Consider the following 15,494-nt stretch of genomic DNA (forward strand, 5'->3'; position numbering starts at 1 on the left):
CAAGCCAGTTAAAATTTAAAAAAAAATTCATAAAATCATGAGCAAAGTAACCGTAGTAGGGGCCGGAAATGTGGGTGCAACCTGCGCAGATGTTTTGGCCTATCGCGAAATCGCGGAAGAGATTGTTTTAATAGATATCAAAGAAGGGGTAGCAGAGGGAAAGGCATTAGATATCTGGCAAAAAGCTCCAATCAATCAATACGATAGCCGCACGGTCGGCAGCACTGCTGATTACAGCAAAACTGCCAACTCCGACGTGGTAGTTATCACTTCCGGTCTTCCAAGAAAACCCGGAATGACCCGTGACGACCTGATCGAGACCAATGCTGGGATCGTGAAGTCAGTTACTGAAAATGTGATCAAGTATTCTCCGAACGCAATTATCATTGTCGTTTCCAATCCTTTGGATGTAATGACCTACCAGGCTCATTTGACTTCCAAACTTCCTCGTACCAAGGTAATGGGTATGGCGGGGATCTTGGATACCGCCAGATACAGAGCATTCTTGGCAGAAGAACTGAATGTATCTCCGAAAGAAATTCAAGCTATCCTTATGGGTGGTCATGGTGATACGATGGTTCCACTTCCTCGCTATACAACAGTAGCAGGTATTCCCGTAACTGAGCTGGTTGAAAAAGACAAGCTGGATGCCATCATCGAGAGAACCAAATTTGGTGGCGGTGAATTGGTGAAATTAATGGGTACTTCCGCATGGTATGCTCCAGGATCTGCTGCTGCTCAAATGGTAGAAGCAATCTTGAAAAACCAAAGACGAGTTTTCCCAGTGTGTATCAAGCTTGACGGTGAATATGGAATTGACGATTGCTACTTGGGCGTACCGGTAATTCTCGGTAAAAACGGAATTGAAAAAGTAATCGAACTTGACCTCAACGCAGAGGAAAAAGCTCTTCTCGAAACCTCAAGAGGTCACGTGAAAGAAGTAATGAATGTACTGGACAACTTGTCCAAGTAATTCTTCAAAATAAATTCAGACCTAGGGGACATTGGATAATTTCTTTTGTTTCTTAGGTCTGATTTTTGTTTTTAGGGGAGTCGACCAATATCTGAACTGTGAAAATCTGGAAAAGCTTACTGATTGTTTTATCCCTAGTTTTACTGGCAGTAGCCGGATACTGGACTTATTCCACCTATTACTCTTATAAAAAAATCAACAACCTAGAGCTCATAGGACAGGATGCAGTTTTTGTAATTCAATCAGACCGAGGGGCAGAAACCTGGAATCAATTGGTATCCCACCCCTCTTGGGATATCCTAAATAAACTCCCCGCATTCCAAGAGCTTTCCTCCCAGCTCTCGCTTTTGGACAGCCTTACTGGGAAAACCGGAAAAATCACCCATCTTTTAAGTGAAAAAACATTTACCCTGAGCTATCACCCAACTGGCTCGGAAAGTTTCGACCTGCTATTCACTCTGGAAGCCAATCCCTCTGATGTTCAGGAAATCACTTCGGAAATTGAACAAAAACTGGAAAAAGATGCGCGGCTTGTCCCAAGAACCTACTCAGAGCAACCTATTGTTGAATATTTCGATTCCAACAATAACCGACGTTGGAGCTTTTCCTTTTTGGGAAACATCCTCATCCTTTCAGAATCTTCCTTTTTGATAGAAGAGGCCATCCGCAATTTTATCAATACCGATCAGCCTAGCTTCCCTGAATTATTGGGTTCCAGCTATCAAGGTTCATCCACAGGGGAGCATATTTTTATTTCATCAAAAGGCCTTGGAAACCTACTGAAAGGAACGACAGTGGACTCTGAAAATCAACTGGTCAAGGCCTTGGAGATATTTCAGGCTGTAGCAGAACTGGAACTGAGACTCGATCAAAACGAAATCAGACTGGAAGGCCCGATTCATTTGACAGAGCCTGTCAACTTCACCCCTTCCCTACAGGCCAACCTTGGATTGATTGAAAATGCAATTTCCAACCGGACTCTAGCACTTACCCAGTATAATCTGGAAAGCATTTTTGAAAGCCAAAAATTGATCAATCGGGCATTTCAAAGCAAATCTACCTTAGAAGCCGAGATCCAAAGAACCTTGGTGGACAGGGGGTTTCTGGACAATTTCACCGGGGAACTTTACTTGATGTCCCTGGAATCATTTGGAGGAGCCGAACAAAACCTGGGGTTACTCTGCCGTACTACCAATTCTGAGCAGACTTTTGAAATGCTCCGGGGCTATCTGGAAAGCAATCATGAGGAATTCAGCGATTTTTATCTCGAAAATGAAATCCTGTTTATTCCGGAAGAGGAATTTCCTGCTCACCTGTTTCAGGGCAAGTTCCCGGGATTCAACCAAACCTTTGTCACCAAGTCAGAAGATTTGCTCATCATGACCAATTCCCAAGAGGGGATGAAACTGATCCTTGATGATCTGATCTCTGGAAATACTTGGGGGAAATCCGCCAAAGCACCTCTAGCAAAAAGTGGACTGACCCCTAGTGCAGGTTTCTCAAAATTAATATTGACCGATAAAATCTGGAGTACCTGGACCGGAAAAACGAAGGCTTCCTGGAGCACCTTTCTTCAGAAATACGCCAGTACCTTTTTGGCTTTCCCTTCCCTATCCTTCAGAATCAACCAAATTTCCGGTCAGGCAATCGCAACGCTCTCTCTTCCTTTTGGGGAAGTGGAAATGGACCAAAGCCCTTCCGAAGGAGGAATAAGTCTCAGTGCTGAAAAACGTATAAACTTTGGAACCAGACTTATTTATGGTCCTAAAGCCATTACCAATTACCAGGACAATACGGAAGACCTGATCGTACAGGATGAAAACAACATCCTCTACCTTATCAATTCTGCAGGAGAAGTAGTCTATACAGCCCAATTGTCCGGCCCTGTGATTTCTGATGTCTTTCAGGTGGATTATTACAAAAACGGGAAACTCCAATTGCTGGTAGCCACTTCAGATTACATTTATGGCATTGATCGATTGGGAAACCCACTGCCTGAATACCCATTCAGTCTTCAAGGAGAGAAAATCACCCACCTCAACTTGGTTGATTACAGCAACACCAGGGATTACAGGTATTTCCTCAGCACAGAAAAAGGGAACCTTTATTTACTGGATAAAACCGGAGTCCAACTTGAAGGATGGAATCCTTTGATTCTAGGTGAACGCAGTGTCAGTGCGCCTGCCCATTTCCGCGTCCTCGGCTCCGGAGATTTTATGGGTACCTTAGGGCAAAAAGGAAATTTATATCTATTCAACCGAAGAGGAGAAAAACTTGCGGGATCTCCAATTGACTTGGGAGGGGAGTTTTCCTCCGGGTTGGTTTTTGGTAGGGCTTCAAATTCCAGAGTCTTTCAACTCACAGGAATCACCAAGAGCGGTGAATTCATTAAGGTGAATTTTAACGGAGAGATCACCTATAGAAACCAACTCATGAAGGAGGATCGGGATAGTGAGTTCTACTTGATTTCTGACCAAAAAGAGCTTGATCACTTGATCTTTTTGAGGAATTTCAACCAGATTAAGGTGATAAATCGGGAGGAGCAAGAGCTTTTCACCGCAAGGGTAACTGAAGGGCCTTTAGAATTCCAGTACTTCGATTTCGGATCTGACAAAAAATTCATAGTAATTACAGACCTAACCCAGGAGTTTTCTTACCTCTACGATTTGCAAGGCAACCTGCAAACCCAGCTTCCTATAGAAAGTGCAGGTCCTCTTCAAATCACTTATCAAAACAACTTGGGACAATTCCGAATTCGCTCCATTTCCGGCAATCAATTGCTGGAGTACCAACTCAGCGATTAAGAAAATCCAATGCCTTGGGCATCGTAATCCATTTGGCTACCTTTATGCCATATAAAACACGCTATGCAGAAAAGAATTTTATACAGCTTTGTTTTTTTTCTACTGGTCTCCCTGCCTTCTTTTGGGCAGTTGATCGAGGATGACCCCAAGTCCCAGACCGTCGGGGACCGGCTGAATTTAAGCTCCCCATATCACACCACGCTGACATTTTTCTTCAACCTCCGAGAGGATAATTATCATCCTGAAAAAGCAGCCCAAACGCTCAATATTTCTAAAACAGATCAGGACGAAGCAGAAAAACTAAGTATCAAGCTTAAGCAAATTTTTGAAGGACAGGGAGTGATCGTCCGAACCAGCGAGGTACCAAATCTCAGTGATTTCCAAGATACCACTTCAGGGAATCCGGAATCCGTTTACTTTTTTGACAAGAAAAAATTACCGGGAGTATTTCTGGAAAAAACCGGAAAACAGTGGAAGTTCTCTGCTTTTACGGTTGGACAAATTGACGAGCTCCACAAGCAAACCTACCCTTATGGGACAGCAAAACTGTTGAATTTGCTGCCCAAAATCGGAAATGAGCACTATTTAGGACTCCACTTATGGCAATTGATTGGGATATTCTTGTTGGCTTTTCTGGTCTTTTTGGCCCATCTGATTTTCACCTTTGCAGTGGACAAGGTATTGATTTACCTACTTGGGAAATTCGGTTATCAGCGAATCGGGGAAGAATACCTCCTTCCTGTAGCAAGGGTTACCAGTTTTTACCTGATCGTTTTGATGCTCTCCTTGTTTGCCCCGGTTCTCCAACTCCCTGTGGAAGTATGGGCTTGGATGGTTATCATTTTAAACACACTCAAACCCTTCCTAATCACAGTTATTTTTTACAAGTTGGTTAATATAGTGGCATTCTATTTTGCACGGCTTGCTACCAAAACCGAATCAACCTTAGATGACCAATTGGTCCCCCTGCTCAGGAAAACCCTGAAAGCCTTTGTGGTCATCATCGGTACTCTTTTCATCCTGCGGGATGGCTTGAACCTTGACATTATTCCTTTCCTTACCGGTCTTTCCATTGGTGGTGTGGCAATAGCTTTGGCCGCCCAGGACACCATCAAAAACTTCTTCGGTTCGGTGATGATCTTTATTGATAAGCCTTTCCAGGTAGGAGACTGGATCACATCCGGTGACATTGACGGGACAGTCGAGGAAGTGGGGTTCCGTTCTACAAGAATCAGAACCTTCCGAAACTCCCTGATGTATGTTCCCAATGGAAAAATCGCTGATGCCATTCTGGACAATCATGGGCTAAGGCAATACAGGAGATTTTACACCACACTGACCGTAACTTATGACACCCCTCCACAACTGATCGATGAGTTTGTGAAAGGTCTCAATGAAATTGTTCTTGCGCATCCAAAAACCCGAAAGGATTATTACAACATCTTTTTCAACAACCTGTCTGCCTATAGCCAGGACATCATGTTTTACATATTCTTCGAGGTGCCTACCTGGCCGGAGGAACTGAAAGCCAGACATGAAATATTAATCCAGATCGTCAAATTGGCCAACAGCTTGGGAGTTCGCTTTGCATTCCCTACCCAAACCCTGCACATGGAGTCCTTCCCGGAGAAAAAGGGATTGGTCCCTGAATACAATTCGGATGCAGCTTTCTATCAAAAGAAACTGGGAGAATTTATGCAAAAGGAACTGGGCAAGAAGTCCAACTAACTGGGACAATTCCTATTGGATCATGACCATTTTGGAAACCTTCTTTTCCACTCCATTTTGGTCGAGATAGCGAATGCTCAACTTGTAAGGAATTTGCAAATCCGAAGGCTCGATCGCGGTTTCAGGATTGATTTCATTTCCTATCTGCCAAAGCAAAACAGAGCGGTAATCAGGCTCCTTAACCCCATGATTCACCCTTTCCCCAAGTTGCTCTCGAAATTGGATAAAAGGGTGAACACCTGAATAGTTTTCATAAAGGACCTGATCCGGCACCGGATAGAGACCGAAATTATTCTCGTAAGAAGAGAAACTTAAAACCCCTGGATAGGAGCGGTCATTCAGATAAAACTCTCGATTGAGCACTTCCACCTTTTTGAAAAACTTGGGGTTGAAATTGATCAACATATCTGAATCAAACACCGGAAGGGCATCCACCATCATCAGCGGGTTCTCATCAAACATCGCATCCGCAGGCACATTCAATATTCTGAATTCTTTGCGTTTGTCCCGACGGCGAATCACCACACCGGTGATATACTCCCTAGTCACTGTTTCCACCGTCTCAAAACGGGTATAATCATCTAAATTATACACCTGATCAGCCACAAAACCTGTCACAACCGGAACCGAATCATTCCTATATTCCTGAGAGAAATACGGCTCCAAAGCAGAGGCAATTTTCAATTGACTGAGAAAAGGGGAATCTTCTGGACTAATCACCAATTCAGGAAACTGAAATCCTTGCTTAAAGGAAGTTCGAGGAGCAGGGCTCTGCAATTCCAAATCAGGAATCCCATCTCCATCCTCCACCTGGATCAACAAATGATCCCAATGTCTAAAGCCTCCCATGTCAAAATAAAGATTTCCCGACTCATCCGGCTTGTCTGTAAACAATGCCGATTGCTGCCCATGAACTGATAAAAAATAGGTCTGGGTAGTATCCGGGTTTTCCGCATTGATTCTGGCATGAACAATAGGTCCAAAAAGCTCGGGAAGCAATACTCTTGGGCTTATTCCTTCATATAAAGACTCGGACAGTAATACCTCTTCCTCAGCCTCCAAGTAGGGATTCTCAACTGAAAGAGACACTTCCAGAATTTTCTCTTTAGGGATATTTCCAAAGACATTGAGTAGGGTGGATAAGGAAGGAGAACCAGCTTTTGGAAGTGCAAATGCTTCTTCCATAGCTTGAGCATTCAAAGAGGACGCCTTTTGGGTATCGGATTGGGGTGGCAATTTGGGATTGAGCACGGTTACAAATCGCTGTTTCAATCCTTCATTCAAATCCAGGTAGGGAGAAATTCTGGTAAATACCCGAAGCAGGTAATTTCCTGAGGGAATTCTTTCATTCAATTCCAGGAAATTCAGGGTTTGCCCATCCTCTTCCAAAGGCATTTTAGCCAAGACCCAGCTGCGGTTATCCTTATCCAGGAGTTCGGCATACAAAACCTTGGATTCCGCCGGATCTCCGTCATAGCTCACTGAAGCATCAATCCAGATTTTTTCATCCGTGAAAAAAATGCTTTTCGGAATAGTGAATGTTACCTTCTCGGTTTTCTCCTGTGCGTAAAGTACTGTAGAGGCAAAGGATAGAAAAGCCCCAAATAAGAAAATCAATCGTTTCATGTTTTTCATATCAATCCTCCCAAAAATCAGGTCTTTGTCGATCTGCATACAAAGTACAGTCTACACATCTTCTGGGAGCAGAATTATAGCCTATGATAGCGAAACCCTGTAAAATCGGGACCACTGGCAGAACAGCTCCTGTGGTGTACACGTTTTTGTAATTGCTAATAGAAGAGGGGTTGGCAAAAACGGTATCGGCAGAAACAAAACAATCGTCAAATTGATCATCGGTACTGACCCAAGGCAGAATATCCTCCCGGTCAATGTAAACTCGTTGTTGCCTAACCACTCCCAGACTGACCTGGCCTATCACAGGTCTGTCAGGATCAGCCTCCATATGGATGTTTCCCCGAATGATGGAAGGCAAGGGGCTGAATATAGAGCCCAAATCGTCAGAATTCCGCTTCAGGGTTTCCCAAAATTCAACATCCTGGGGACCAATGGCTTTTTGTGAAATGAGAATACTATAGCGCTCCATCATTCGCTCATCCCCTTCAGGAATTTGGGTAATGGTTTGCCTGAAAACTACCTGATCCTCAAATCGGGAACTTGTCTCCAAGAGAACGCCCGAATTCCCTACGGATTTGTAGCAAAGGTCAATCCGCTCTTCATCAGTCCTTGGAGTTACATCGTCAATTTCTGGCCGGTAGATATAGGTGGACCGAATTCTCGGTCTGAAAATCCAGGTTTCCTCAAAGGTCCACAGAAAATCATCTGCATCCTGATTGCCCTGGGTATTTACAAAAACCTCAATCCCTTCCTCATCCCTGACATATCCTGCATCCAGGATGGGCGGAGTAACGATGGGCTTCATCGGATCACTGATGTATTTCTCTCCATTACTGAGGAAAATCTCCAGGGTATATTCCAGGTTTTCATCCAAATTCCGGGCAAAGCTATAACGCCCTTCCCCAATTTCCTGAAAAGAATATTGCACACCACCCGGGCCAATCAAACTTATCTGAGCGCCTTTTTCAGGCAATACTTTACTATTGGATGACAAGGGAACTGTTCGGCTAAGACGCAATTCACTTTCCAGACCCTCTGAATCCAAATATCCTTCCACAATCAAAACCCCTGTCTCGGAAGCGTCTAGCTCCGGCTCATATTCTTCCCTACACGAAAGGCTAAGCCAAGCGAGTGAAAAAATCAGAAGTATAGGTAAAATACGTTTCATTAAAATTTGAAATTATAGGTAATGAAAGGAATCTGGTTGGCGAAAATTGAAAGTTGGTATCCTTTCAAAATTCCGTCTTGCGGCACAAAATAAATCGAGTAAGGATTACTTCTTCCCAGCAGGTTGTACACGCCAAGTGACCAAGAGGAATGCGCCGGTTTATTGACCTTATGATTTCCTTCCAGATTAATGGAAAGGTCCAATCTCAGGTAATCAGGTACCCGCTGGGCATTGCGATCCGAAAAGTAAACACGTTCACTCCCCGCATATTCGAATTTAGCAACGGGTAAGGTAATGGGTCTTCCAGTACTGTAATTCCCCGAAAAGGTGGTGTTAAAGCGCTTGCTGATCTCATAATTCAAAATCAGGACAGCATGATGTGGCTGGTCAAAATTACTGGAGTATTCTTTTCCTCGGTTGATCAACTCCTTGCCCTCATCGGGATTGGTCTTGAGTAAGGATCTTGCATAGGTATAGGAAACCGATCCGTTCAATCTTCCCTGACTCTTTTTCAGGTAAAATTCAATCCCGTAAGCTCTTCCATTGGTATTGAGCACATCCTGCTCCACATTGTCATTCAAGATAATGGTTGCCCCGCTTCGGTAATCAAGGAGGTTGCTCATGGTTTTGTAATAGAGCTCAGCGGAAAACTCCAGCTTATTCATGGCCATATTTCTGAAATAACCCAATGCATATTGGATGCCCCGCTGAGGAGCAATAAACTGATCACTGAGTTTCCAGGTATCCGTTGGGGAAATCACCGAGGTATTGCTCAGCAGGTGGATATTCTGCCGCATAGAATTGACCCCTGCCTTCAAAGAGGATTGATTGTTCAGAGAATACCTCGCAGAAAAACGAAACTCAGGGCCATGATAGGTCTTAATGGGCTTTCCACTTTCCTCCGTGGCTTCCCCTGTCACATCCTGCTCGGAATAGCTGGAACCTTCCGGATAGGTGAAGGTAGTCTGTGGTCCCAAATACGTGTAAAGGTTATAACGAAGCCCTCCACTTACTAACCACTGATCATTGATCTCATATTCATCCGAGAAGAAGAGAGAAGTCTCCACGGCCTGCTCCCGCTCCACTTGATCAGGAATCACAATGGACTGGAGACCATAGGGATCTATTTTTCCGGGGTTTAGCCGGATATGATTGAGGTGCAAACCGTAGCGGAACAAATGCTTTTCTCTGAACTCCTGACGGATTTCCCCTTTTAGATAGGTCTGCTCCATCCCAAATCCAAACTGATAAGAGTTCAAGGGATTATCCTCCCCGATAATTTCAAAATCATAAGAATCCCTTCCTATGGTCACGCTTCCTTCAATTTGATCATTGAAGTAATGCCTCCACTTCAGCGCATAGTTTTGGTTTTGATAGCCGTACAGCGTGTCTGGATCGAATCGGAACCCATCATTGGAAAAATAACCTGTAAATTCAAGAGCATCGTTTTCTCCCAATTCATGGCGCAGATTGACATTGATGTCATAGAATGAAGCCCTACTGGCATTGAAATCTGCCCGGTCCTCCAGATAATTCAAGACCCAATCCGAATAGGTGGTCCGAGCTCCTACCAGGAAAGTGGTATGCTCACCTACGGGGCCTTCCACACTCAGACGGCTCGTCAACAAGCCAATCCCACCGGTTCCTCCTACCTTATCGGATCTTCCAAACTTGGGTTTCATATGTAGTACCGAAGACAACCTTCCTCCATAATTAGCCGGAATTCCTGCCTTCAGCAATTCCACTTCCTGCACCATGTCTGAATTGACCGCAGAGAAAAAGCCAAATAAATGGGAAGGATTGAACAAAGTGGATTCCCCAAAAAGAACCAAGTTTTGATCCGCTGCTCCTCCCCTTACATTAAATCCCACACTGGCTTCCCCCACTGTATTGACTCCCGGCAAGACCAAAACGCCTTTCAGCACATCCACTTCACCCAATACAGCGGGAAGCTTTTTCATTTCGGTCATGGTCATGGTCTGAACTCCCATTTCAGGCCGGGTGATATTGGAAATAGCCCCGGAATTGACCACTACCTCACTCAGTGAAAAAATGCTTTCACCTACAGCCATGTCCAAATTGCCATCTCCTCTCAGATCAATCAGGCGCTGCTCTATATAGCCTCCCAGATTTTGGATGTAAATGGTATGTCTTCCCAAAGGTAATTCAATGGAATACCTCCCCTGATTGTCCGTCACGGATTGCTTGTAATTTATTTTCTCAAAAACAATAGCGCCTGAGATCACCTCTTCATTTTCTAGACTACTGACTGTTCCGGACAATACCGCCGTGGTTTTCCCCGGCACGGGACTTCCAATCAGAAAGCGGTTGTTCCGCACAAAGGCTTCATCCACCTCCGAAGAAAGCCTTTGTCTTTCCTGATTCACATTTTTAAAAAATGCATCTGATAAGTTGACATCCAGCTTTTTTCCCTTGGAAATAAATACCGAATAATTCGAGCCGAAAGAAAAATACAAGTCCTTATCCTTCAGGATCGTGCTGAGCAGATCATCCAGAGAACTTTTTTCTGCCTGAAGGCTGACCATGACATCCGAAATATCCCCCTCCCGGTAATAAAAGCGATACGGGGTATCCTCCTCCACCAATTCCATAAATCGCTTGAAAGTGACCCCGGGGAAAAATCCGCTGATCTCGGTTCCTTTTTCCGTCTGGGCCAGCAGTTGGGAAAAGGAAAGAAACAAGGCGACGCAAATGAATAGAACCTTCCTCATTGTGCGGATTGGGTTAAAAATTCCTCTGCAAAATCCACCGCTTCCAACAAATATTTATCAGGGTCGCCCTTAAATCGTAGGCCCATGGCTTTCATTTTCTTCTTTAAAATCTTCTTTTCCAAACCCAAAATCGGCGCTACCTGATAGGCCTTGGAGATGGAATAAAACTGCCCTTCTTTCCAAAGAAACCTTGCTTCTTTTTCAATAAACTCATCCGTAAACCTTCCCACTTCCTGTTTGGCCTTGGTGGTCTTGTAATGTTTTACCAAAACAAGGATTGCCTTTTTGTTCAGTACCTGATACAGTCCGTTCCCGTTATAATAATAATTTTCATTCCCCTCAAAAAACCGAAATTCCTCCCCATTTGCCAGCCGAAAAGCCTCCACTTTTTCCGGGTTGATCAGCAGTTTTTGTTTTTGGATGGGGTGAAAAGTCAACACCTGATCCCGAAATTCATCGTACATAAGCGGGACATCCGAATAGGTGACTCCGTTGATTCTGAGGTTTCCATTTTCGAATTGACGGGAAAAATAAAAAGGATGGCCTTCAATGTTTTTAGGAGCTTCCTCATATTGCCCCCCAGTGATCAGTTCCTGAAAATAGGGAATTTCACTTTTGTAGGAGGCCAATAAGTCCGCATCTTCGTTGAGGACCTGTGCATTTGCCGTCCACACAAAAAGAGATGCTATTGCAGTCAAAAATTTTATTTTTTGCATGCTCTAAATTACAATTACCGATTGTTTCAAAATGAGAATTTCCAAAATAAGTTTGGGCGGTTTTTGTATTTTATAAAAGGAAAAAAACAGTCTTTCAAATCTCCAATACATCCATGGCCTCAAGAAGAACCCTACTTAAAACCCTAGCCCTAAGCCCAATTGCCCTTTCAGCAGGTTCAGTCCTCGCCCAAGCTCAGCCCAGCAGTTCCTTTCGGTTTTCTCTCAATACCAGCACCATTCGGGGCCAAAAATTGAGCCTTCCCCAGATCATAGAACTGGCAGCACGGGCAGGCTACGATGGGTTCGAGCCTTGGATGATGGAGATTCAGGCCTATCTGGAAAGCGGCAAAAGCCTTGCCTCTCTCAAAAAACTGGCCTCCGATGCAGGGTTGGAGTTTTTTGATTGTATTGGTTTCCCAACCTGGATGGCTCAGGACGAAGAGAAAAGCAAGACCGGGTTTGAGCAGATGGAAAAAGAAATGGGGATTCTGGCTGAATTGGGATGTCCAAGGGTGGCCGCGCCTGCCATAGGCACGGAAGCCCCTCTGGATCTGATGCAGGCTGGAGAAAAATACAAGCGGCTGCTGGAACTGGGAAGAAAAACCGGAGTCATGCCCCAGCTAGAGTTTTGGGGGGCATTTCCTTCCTTTTATCATTTGGGTCAAGCCCTGGCAGTAGCCGCTGCTGCAGATGATGCCGATGCCAAAATCCTGGCGGATGTGTACCATCTGTTCCGTGGGGGTTCGGGATTTGAAGGAATGAAACTACTCGACGGACATGCGATCGATATTTTCCATTTGAATGATTTTCCGGCGGACATTCCGCGCACCGAGCAGCAGGACAAGGACCGGGTATTCCCGGGAGATGGAGCTGCACCGATGCAGGAACTTGCCGACACCCTCAAATCCAAGGGCGGACAGATCATTCTCTCTCTCGAACTCTTCAATCCCACCTACTATGCGATGGATGCGGAATATGTAATTACGACAGGACTGGAAAAGATGAAGCGGTTTTTTTGAACAAAAAATGTAAATCAAAAACAAAGGCCTGGAAATCTCCCAGGCCTTTGTTTTTTTAATCTTTTATCACCCGAACAAATCCGAACTCAAATAGCGGTCTCCTCGGTCGCAGGTGATGCAGACAATGATCCCTTCTTCCAGTTCCTTGGACAATTCAATGGCCGCATGCAAGGCTCCCCCACTGCTCATTCCTGCCAAAATCCCTTCTTCTTTGGCCATTCTCCGGGTCATTTCCGTGGCTTGATCCTGACTCACATCCAGGACCCGATCTACACGGGAGGCATCAAATATGGCCGGCAAAAACTCAGGTGTCCAGCGTCTGATTCCCGGGATACTGGAACCCTCCGTTGGCTGGGTTCCTACGATCTGAATGTCCGGATTCATTTCTTTCAGGTACATGGATACCCCCATGATTGTTCCGGTGGTCCCCATAGCAGACACGAAATGGGTGATTTTCCCATCGGTATCCTTCCATATCTCCGGTCCGGTACTTTTGTAATGGGCGAGGTAATTGTCCTTATTTCCGAATTGATTGAGCATAAAATACCCTTCTTCATCCCGCATTTGCTCGGCCAGTACACGGGAATATTCGATCGTCCGGGCAGCAGGGGTCAAAATCACGGTGGCTCCATAAGCCTCCATCGCCAGCACCCGCTCCCGCGTGGAATTGTCAGGCATGATGAGAGTCATTTCCAGCCCCAGCACCTTGGCTACCATGGCCAGGGCAATCCCGGTATTTCCACTGGTGGCCTCGACGAGTTTGTCTCCCTTTTTGATCTCTCCCCGGTCCAATGCAGCTCTGAGCATATTATAGGCCGCCCGGTCCTTGACACTTCCACCGGGGTTTTGGCCTTCCATTTTACAAAATATCTTCACTTTGGGGTTGACCGGAATATGCTCCAATTCCACCAAAGGGGTATTGCCAATCAATTCAAATAGTTTCATGGATAAATAAGTTTAGGAGAGGATGAGGGATTTAGCTTCCCAATTCGCTCTCGTCATTCTTTACTACATACAGATCCGTCACTTCTGATCCTGCATGATACATTTGGGTCTGGTAATAGACTTTGGAGCCGGGCTGTACGGATTTGGTGAGCCAGACATTGCCTCCGATGGTGCTGCCCTTTCCGATGATTGTTTTTCCTCCCAAAATAGTGGCCCCAGCATAGATCACCACCTCGTCCTCAATGGTCGGATGGCGCTTGACATCTGCATCGGCTTTGTCCACACTCAAGGCACCCAAAGTCACCCCCTGATAAACTTTCACATGGTTGCCAATGATGGTGGTCTCCCCGATCACCACTCCGGTACCGTGATCTATACAGAAATGATGGCCAATGCTCGCTCCGGGATGTATATCTATCCCTGTCCGGCTATGTGCCAGTTCAGTGATCATCCTTGGGATGAGTTTTACTCCCAATTGATGTAGCAAATGGGCAATCCTGTAGGCTGCGATGGCAAAAAAACCGGGATAACTTCTTAAGATCTCGGTTCTGGACTTGGCGGCTGGATCCCCTTCATACATGGCGTCCACATCCAAATGCACCCAATCGTAAACGTCTTCCAGTTCCTTGAAAAACTTTTTGGACAGATGCTTTCCGTCCTGATTATGTAGCTGGACATTTCTCACCAAAATGGCGGTGAGTCTGTTTTTCAACTCATCCAGGCGAGCTTCCACTTCGTTGATTTCCTTGATTTTCTGTACCGTATATTCCGGAAAGAGAAGTCCCAACAAATCCTCAAAAAACTGTTGGACTACTATAGGGGAAGGGCAATCAGAGCACTCCTGATGTGCTTTGTAAATTTTTGAGATAAAAGGTTTCATAGGTTTGGCTGGCTAGAATTGTCACATTACAAAACCAACCCGGATCACATAAGGTTCACCGTAGGGTGATCTACGGTTATCATGCCTTAGATTATAGAGAAAGGTGAAATTCGCACCTCCCCTGGAGCCAAATGGAGCAAAGTATCCTCCGCCAACGAACAGGGCATTGGACCATATTCTTTCAAATCGGTCAGTCACGAGGTTGTAGTTCTCAAAATTGATGGATTCAAATTCCCCTTGGAGAAAAATATTGGGCAGTACATTATAGCGGGAAAAAATCCTTCCTCCATAGGAAGAGGTGACTCCACCCATATACCTTCGATCGTTGAAATACTGATAGGTAAATCCCAGTCCTGAAGAAAACCTCGGGGTGATCATCACTCCCACCAAAGGGGAAATATCGACTAGAGTGATGGTCCCGAACTGCATCCCGAAATTCCCACCGTAATAGAGCCTATCTTTTAAGGATGCGCTATCTGCGGGGATCTCCCTTTGGGCAAAAGAGGGGGAAGACAAGCCTAAGGCGATCCCCAGAAAAAGAACAAAAATCTTACTTTTTAACGATGACATAGAGGTCTTCTGTCTGTTTCTTCATGAGGTATTTTTCACGTGCAAACTTCTCCAAAAGTTCCGGATTGCTCATCAATTCCTGCCTTTCCTCCTTAATTTTGACTTTTCTGTCCTGATAAAATTCCTTTTGATCTTCCAGCCTTCCCAGTTTCTGACTGAGCTGCCACTGATTGACCACATTGTTGGAGTCAATGAAAATCATCCAAAACAAAAAGAAAGCCGTAGCCAAAGCGTAAAAGTTGCTACCGAGTTTGATCAGCTTTTTCATAAATCAGGGTGTATTACGGAATGAAGGTACAAAAATGATGCAAAAAAAAGACAGCT

The 15,494-nt window shown here is 44.9% G+C and carries 12 protein-coding genes; 4 read left to right on the forward strand and 8 right to left on the reverse strand.

Annotated elements, in window-relative coordinates:
- Window positions 1-37: 37 nt before the first annotated feature.
- The 3 genes from mdh (at window position 38) to P2G54_RS12495 (ending at window position 5,505) form a co-directional block, all read left to right on the forward strand.
- The gene (gene mdh / locus P2G54_RS12485) at window positions 38-973 is read left to right on the forward strand and encodes a malate dehydrogenase (protein ID WP_275871618.1); all 936 of its coding nucleotides are present in this window, start codon (window positions 38-40) and stop codon (window positions 971-973) included.
- A gap of 98 nt (window positions 974-1,071) precedes the next feature.
- Window positions 1,072-3,777, forward strand: a complete 2,706-nt coding sequence (locus tag P2G54_RS12490) for a hypothetical protein (RefSeq protein WP_275871620.1) — start codon at window positions 1,072-1,074, stop codon at window positions 3,775-3,777.
- Window positions 3,778-3,840: 63 nt separating this feature from the next.
- Entirely contained in the window at window positions 3,841-5,505 is a 1,665-nt protein-coding gene (locus tag P2G54_RS12495) for a mechanosensitive ion channel family protein (protein WP_275871622.1), read from the forward strand.
- 12 nt (window positions 5,506-5,517) lie between these two features.
- Here P2G54_RS12495 and P2G54_RS12500 read toward each other — a convergent pair whose 3' ends face one another.
- The 4 genes from P2G54_RS12500 to P2G54_RS12515 are packed head-to-tail and all read right to left on the reverse strand — an operon-like array spanning window position 5,518 to window position 11,756.
- Window positions 5,518-7,179, reverse strand: coding sequence for a hypothetical protein (locus P2G54_RS12500; RefSeq protein WP_275871624.1), 1,662 nt, complete (start codon window positions 7,177-7,179; stop codon window positions 5,518-5,520).
- Window positions 7,142-8,308 (reverse strand): DUF4249 domain-containing protein, encoded by a 1,167-nt coding sequence (locus P2G54_RS12505; protein ID WP_275871626.1) that lies wholly within the window; start codon window positions 8,306-8,308, stop codon window positions 7,142-7,144. The genes P2G54_RS12500 and P2G54_RS12505 overlap by 38 nt, the downstream gene beginning before the upstream one ends.
- Entirely contained in the window at window positions 8,308-11,040 is a 2,733-nt protein-coding gene (locus tag P2G54_RS12510) for a carboxypeptidase-like regulatory domain-containing protein (RefSeq protein WP_275871628.1), read from the reverse strand. Before P2G54_RS12510 ends, P2G54_RS12505 begins: the two co-directional genes overlap by 1 nt.
- Window positions 11,037-11,756: a hypothetical protein gene (locus P2G54_RS12515; protein ID WP_275871630.1), complete on the reverse strand. Its 720-nt coding sequence runs from the start codon at window positions 11,754-11,756 to the stop codon at window positions 11,037-11,039. The genes P2G54_RS12510 and P2G54_RS12515 overlap by 4 nt, the downstream gene beginning before the upstream one ends.
- Before the next feature lie 113 nt (window positions 11,757-11,869).
- On the opposite strand from P2G54_RS12515, the gene P2G54_RS12520 reads away from it, so the two are divergent.
- Entirely contained in the window at window positions 11,870-12,775 is a 906-nt protein-coding gene (locus tag P2G54_RS12520; protein WP_275871632.1) for a sugar phosphate isomerase/epimerase, read from the forward strand.
- 66 nt (window positions 12,776-12,841) lie between these two features.
- Here P2G54_RS12520 and cysM read toward each other — a convergent pair whose 3' ends face one another.
- The 4 genes from cysM to P2G54_RS12540 are packed head-to-tail and all read right to left on the reverse strand — an operon-like array spanning window position 12,842 to window position 15,438.
- Window positions 12,842-13,720, reverse strand: a complete 879-nt coding sequence (cysM, locus tag P2G54_RS12525) for a cysteine synthase CysM (protein WP_275871633.1) — start codon at window positions 13,718-13,720, stop codon at window positions 12,842-12,844.
- A 31-nt stretch (window positions 13,721-13,751) separates the two neighbouring features.
- Window positions 13,752-14,600, reverse strand: coding sequence for a serine acetyltransferase (locus tag P2G54_RS12530; RefSeq protein WP_275871634.1), 849 nt, complete (start codon window positions 14,598-14,600; stop codon window positions 13,752-13,754).
- Window positions 14,601-14,621: 21 nt separating this feature from the next.
- Complete coding sequence (locus tag P2G54_RS12535) at window positions 14,622-15,170, reverse strand: hypothetical protein (protein WP_275871636.1); 549 nt, start codon at window positions 15,168-15,170, stop codon at window positions 14,622-14,624.
- Window positions 15,151-15,438 (reverse strand): septum formation initiator family protein, encoded by a 288-nt coding sequence (locus P2G54_RS12540; protein WP_275871638.1) that lies wholly within the window; start codon window positions 15,436-15,438, stop codon window positions 15,151-15,153. The genes P2G54_RS12535 and P2G54_RS12540 overlap by 20 nt, the downstream gene beginning before the upstream one ends.
- Window positions 15,439-15,494: the final 56 nt, after the last annotated feature.

Origin of the sequence: Algoriphagus sp. CAU 1675 (genome assembly GCF_029222925.1) — a bacterium.
Classification (GTDB): domain Bacteria; phylum Bacteroidota; class Bacteroidia; order Cytophagales; family Cyclobacteriaceae; genus Algoriphagus.